This window comes from Acidovorax sp. JG5 (genome assembly GCF_017939685.1).
GTDB lineage: Bacteria > Pseudomonadota > Gammaproteobacteria > Burkholderiales > Burkholderiaceae_C > Acidovorax.
This window is the reverse complement of sequence record NZ_JAGKSE010000052.1, coordinates 1-3358: the sequence shown is the minus strand read 5'-3', so window position 1 is coordinate 3358 and position 3358 is coordinate 1. Positions and strand designations below refer to the sequence as shown.

Annotated in this window: 4 protein-coding genes; 2 read left to right on the top strand and 2 right to left on the bottom strand. The window is 67.9% G+C overall.

What is annotated here, in order from left to right; genetic code table 11:
* Positions 1 to 166: 166 nt before the first annotated feature.
* A complete protein-coding gene (locus tag J8G26_RS19025; RefSeq protein WP_210570820.1) occupies positions 167 to 598 on the bottom strand; it encodes an Lrp/AsnC family transcriptional regulator in 432 nt (143 codons plus the stop codon).
* 127 nt (positions 599 to 725) lie between these two features.
* On the opposite strand from J8G26_RS19025, the gene J8G26_RS19020 reads away from it, so the two are divergent.
* Complete coding sequence (locus tag J8G26_RS19020) at positions 726 to 1784, top strand: ornithine cyclodeaminase (protein ID WP_210570819.1); 1059 nt, start codon at positions 726 to 728, stop codon at positions 1782 to 1784.
* A 19-nt stretch (positions 1785 to 1803) separates the two neighbouring features.
* Positions 1804 to 2841 carry an arginine deiminase-related protein gene (locus J8G26_RS19015; protein ID WP_246881486.1) on the top strand — a complete coding sequence of 346 codons (1038 nt, stop codon included), beginning with the start codon at positions 1804 to 1806 and terminating at the stop codon, positions 2839 to 2841.
* A 37-nt stretch (positions 2842 to 2878) separates the two neighbouring features.
* Here the strand turns inward: J8G26_RS19015 and J8G26_RS19010 are convergent, their stop codons facing one another.
* Positions 2879 to 3139 (bottom strand): hypothetical protein, encoded by a 261-nt coding sequence (locus J8G26_RS19010; RefSeq protein ID WP_210570817.1) that lies wholly within the window; start codon positions 3137 to 3139, stop codon positions 2879 to 2881.
* Positions 3140 to 3358: the final 219 nt, after the last annotated feature.

Genomic DNA, 3358 nt, shown 5'->3' with positions numbered 1-3358 from the left:
CGCGTGAAGGTGTCCTGGGCAAACTTCTGGTAGGCCGCCGTGCCCATGTACAGGCGGCGGCTCTTTGGGCACCTCCAAGCCTGCGCAGGCAGGCTTGGAGCCACGGCCCTCAGCTGCGCCAGTTTGACGCCCCATGGGCTGACGCGCGTTGTCGACCGTGGGGGCCTCAAGCCTTGTAGGTGGACAGCAGGATGCTGGTTTCGGTGTTCGCAATGCCGGGCGTGAGGCGGATGCGCCCCAGCGCTGCATCAAACGCCTCCAGACTCTCAGAGCGCACCTCCGCCACGATGTCCCAGCGCCCGTTGGTGGTATGCAAGGTGCCCACGGCAGGCTCGCCGCGCAGGGCATGAATGACCCCTGGTGCGGCATTGCCTTCGACGGCGATGCTCATCCACGCCCGGATGCGCTGGGGCTCGGACTCCGGGCGCAGCCGCACCGTGTACCCGGTGATGACGCCGCTGTCCTCCAGCTTGCGAAGGCGGTTCTGCACGGTGCCCCGGGCAATGCGCAGCTTTTGCGCGAGGACCGCCACCGGGGTGCGGGCATCGGCCCGCAGGATGCTCAGAATCTCGCGGTCGGTGTCATCGATTTTGAACATTTAGCCACCTCGATCAGACAAAACGCCAATTTATAGGACTATTTGAGCAGCTTGTGGGCTGTTCGTTGGCGCATGCCCTCCGGAAAATTCTCCCCAGCACACCACAACGCTGAACTGGAGACACCCCATGACCCGCCTGATCGACCTGCCCACCCTCGCCCAGTTGGTCCACGACATCAGCCCCGCCCGCTTCATGACCGAGTTGGCAGAGCACCTGCAAAGCGACTACCTGCGCTGGCCCGACTTTGACAAAACCGCCCGCGTGGCCAGCCACAGCGCACGCGGCGTGATCGAGCTGATGCCCGTGGCCGACAGCGCCTTCTACAGCTTCAAGTACGTTAACGGCCACCCGGGCAACCCCAGCAACCCAACGGGCGGCCTGCCCACGGTGATGGCCTTCGGGGTGCTGTCCGAGGTGGCCACGGGCTACCCGCTGCTGGTGTCCGAGCTGACGCTGACCACCGCGTTGCGCACGGCCGCCACCTCGGCCATGGCGGCGCGCGCCCTGGCCCGCCCCGGTGCGCGCCGCATGGCCCTCATCGGCAACGGCGCGCAAAGCGAATTCCAGGCCCTGGCGTTCCATGCGCTGCTGGGGGTGGACGAGCTGAGGGTGTTCGACATTGACCCCGCTGCCACCGCCAAGCTGCAGCGCAACCTGGCCACGGTGCCCGGCCTGCGCGTGGTGCCAGCAGCATCGGTTGCCGAGGCGGTGCGGGGTGCCGACATCGTCACCACCATCACCGCAGACAAGGCCAACGCCACCATCCTCACGCCCGACATGATCGAGCCCGGCATGCACCTGAACGCCGTGGGCGGCGACTGCCCCGGCAAGACCGAGCTGCACGCCGATGTGCTGCGCGCCGCCCGCATCTTTGTGGAATACGAGCCGCAAACCCGCATCGAAGGCGACATCCAGCAACTGCCCGCAGACCACCCGGTGACGGAGCTGTGGCGCGTGCTCAGCGGCCAGACGTCTGGCCGCCAGTCAGCGCAGGACGTGACGGTGTTCGACTCGGTGGGTTTTGCGCTGGAGGACTACTCGGCCCTGCGTTACGTGCACCAGCTGGCCACCGCCCGCCACCTGGGCACGGAGGTGGAGCTGGTGCCCACCGATGGCGACCCCAAGGACCTGTTTGGCCGCACCCATGGAGACCGCCAGCGCATCGCCCTGCGCCGCGTGGCGTGAATACCGACACAGCACCGCCATGACTGCGACGACATCCCCTGCCCTGCCCCACAGCCAGCGCCCACGCCCTTCCATGCAAGCCCCCGCCGCCGTGGTGATGGTGCGCCCGCACCACTTCCACCCCAACCCCGAGACCGCCGCAGACAACGCCTACCAGCGCAGCAGCGGCGCACCGCCCACCGAGCTGGCACGCCGCGCCCATGCCGAGGTGACCGAGGCCGCGGCCCGCATCGCCCAGGCGGGCGTGCGCGTGCACCTGTTTGACGACACCGGCGCACCGGGGCAGCCCGGCACACCCGACTCGGTGTTCCCCAACAATTGGTTTTCCACCCACGCCGGCGGTCATGTGGCGCTGTACCCCATGTACGCGCCCAGCCGCCGCCGCGAGCGGCGCCACGACATCATCGAGCAGCTCAAGGCCCAATACCGCGTGCAAGAGGTGGTGGACTACTCCGGCCTGGAGCAAGACGGCGTGTTCCTTGAAGGCACAGGCGCCATGGTGCTCGACCACATCGGCCGCGTGGCCTACACGGCCCAATCGCACCGGGCCAACCCGGTGGCGCTGGAGCGCTTTTGCACCCACTTCCAGTACGAGCCCATGGTGTTTGCCACGGCCGATGCGGCAGGCCAGCCCTGTTACCACACCAACGTGATGCTGTGCATTGGCACCGGCTTTGCGATGGGCGGCTTTCACATGGTCAGCGACGCAGCCCGGCGGCGCGAGGTGCAGGAGCGGCTGTGGGAGAGCGGCCACACCGTGATCGATCTGAGCCCCGAGCAGATCGCAGACTTTGCCGCCAACGCGCTGGAACTGCAGGGCACGGCGGGCCCGGTGCTCGCCCTGTCGGCGCGGGCGGCCGCCAGCCTCACGCCCGCACAGCGCAAGGCCATGGAACAGCACGCCACCCTGCTGCCCCTGGCCGTTCCCACCATCGAACTGGCAGGGGGCTCGGTGCGCTGCATGCTGGCAGGCATCCACCTGGCGCCACGGCAGGGCGTGCAGGCCACACAGCCGCCCGCTGCAGAGCTTCAAGCCATATTGGCACCTAGCGCTTGATAAGTAAGCGCTAGCAGCTATTATTTTAATAGCAAAATCACAAACCGGAAGACGGCGGCTGCGCCTGCAGTTGCGCATCGCACCCCACGCCGGGGGCAATCCACCGCCGCGCCAGGCGCGACAAGCCGCGCACCACCCAGGGGTGGCGCCAGCCGGTCACGCTGGCTGGGGCTGCCACCATGCAGCCCCCGTTGCAGGGCGCGCCCTCGACGGACTTGGGCGGCGCGGCGGGGTGCAACCACACCACTTGCCCCGAGGGGGGCGAAGGGTGAGGACCCGGCGCTTGCGGGGTATCCATGTCATTCACCATGTGGGGCCTGGGCCCACCGCTTTGGGACACGGCTCGGCACGCAGCGGCCAGCAGTGCGGGAAGTGGCGGCGGTGAAGGTGTGGGGGACATGGTGCAGGGCCGTCAGAGCGAAGGATGCACGCGCCCAGGGGAAGATGCAAAGCGGTCAACTGCCGTTTCTAGGTTTACTGTGGCTTCGCCAGCCCCAGCTTCTCGATCAGCGCCTTT

Coding starts and splice junctions, on each gene's coding strand:
- J8G26_RS19025 (WP_210570820.1), bottom strand. CDS start 598: ATGTTCAAAATCGATGACACCGACCGCGAGATTCTGAGCATCCTGCGG.
- J8G26_RS19020 (WP_210570819.1), top strand. CDS start 726: ATGACCCGCCTGATCGACCTGCCCACCCTCGCCCAGTTGGTCCACGAC.
- J8G26_RS19015 (WP_246881486.1), top strand. CDS start 1,804: ATGACTGCGACGACATCCCCTGCCCTGCCCCACAGCCAGCGCCCACGC.
- J8G26_RS19010 (WP_210570817.1), bottom strand. CDS start 3,139: ATGGATACCCCGCAAGCGCCGGGTCCTCACCCTTCGCCCCCCTCGGGG.